1 pseudogene is annotated in these 1,430 nt (G+C 46.6%); it reads right to left on the bottom strand.

The window, feature by feature from the left end:
* Positions 1–1,430: pseudogene (locus K8089_RS16020) on the bottom strand (hypothetical protein); the annotation flags it as partial.

The following is a 1,430-nucleotide window of genomic DNA, read 5'->3' as shown; positions in this document are numbered from 1 at the left end:
CAGGTGAATGTGGATTTGTCAATTGTCGTGGTTGCGATTCCGCAGGCATCGGTGCTTCCAGCGTCAATATCGCCAACGGTGATGCTGGCGTTTCCAGTTGCATCTAATTGAATCGTAAATGGTGCAGCGCAATTTGCTACTGGTGCTACGTTGTCTTCAACGGTTACTACTGTTGTACAGGTTGACACGTTTCCGTTTACATCGGTTACGGTTAAGGTAATCGTATTCGGACCTACATCTGCACAGGTGAATGTTGACTTGTCTATTGTAGTGGTTGCGATACCGCAGGCATCAGTGCTTCCAGCGTCAATATCGCCAACGGTGATGCTCGCGTTTCCGGTGGCATCTAATTGAATCGTAAATGGTGCAGCGCAATTTGCTACTGGTGCAACATTGTCTTCAACGGTTACCACTGTTGTACAAGTAGAAACATTTCCATTTACATCGGTTACGGTTAAGGTAATTGTGTTCGGACCTACATCTGCACAAGTGAATGTTGACTTGTCTATTGTGGTTGTTGCGATACCGCAGGCATCGGTGCTTCCAGCGTCAATATCACCAACGGTGATGCTGGCGTTTCCGGTTGCATCCAATTGAAGCGTAAACGGTGCGGCACAGTTTGCTACTGGCGCAACATTGTCTTCAACGGTTACAACTGTTGTACAGGTTGAAACATTGCCATTAACATCGGTTACGGTTAAGGTAATTGTATTCGGACCTACATCTGCACAGGTGAATGTGGATTTGTCTATTGTCGTGGTTGCGATTCCACAGGCATCAGTGCTTCCAGCGTCAATATCGCCAACGGTGATGCTGGCGTTTCCGGTTGCATCTAATTGAATTGTAAATGGCGCGGCACAGTTTGCTACTGGTGCTACGTTGTCTTCAACGGTTACCACTGTTGTACAAGTAGAAACATTTCCGTTTACATCGGTTACGGTTAAGGTAATCGTATTCGGACCTACATCTGCACAGGTAAATGTGGATTTGTCTATTGTCGTGGTTGCGATTCCACAGGCATCGGTGCTTCCAGCGTCAATATCGCCAACGGTGATGCTGGCATTGCCGGTTGCATCCAATTGGATCGTAAACGGTGCAGCGCAATTTGCTACTGGTGCAACATTGTCTTCAACGGTTACCACTGTTGTACAGGTTGAAACATTGCCGTTTACATCGGTTACGGTTAAGGTAATCGTATTCGGACCTACATCTGCACAAGTGAATGTGGATTTGTCAATTGTCGTGGTTGCGATTCCACAGGCATCAGTGCTTCCAGCGTCAATATCGCCAACGGTGATGCTTGCGTTTCCAGTTGCATCTAATTGAATCGTAAACGGTGCAGCACAATTTGCTACAGGGGCTACATTGTCTTCAACGGTTACCACTGTTGTACAGGTTGAAGTATTGCCGTTTACATCGGTTACGGTTAA

This window comes from Aequorivita vitellina, assembly GCF_022008365.1.
GTDB classification, from domain to species: Bacteria; Bacteroidota; Bacteroidia; order Flavobacteriales; family Flavobacteriaceae; genus Aequorivita; species Aequorivita vitellina.
The sequence above is the reverse complement of the archived record's forward strand: the minus strand, read 5'-3'. Positions and strand labels throughout refer to the sequence as shown.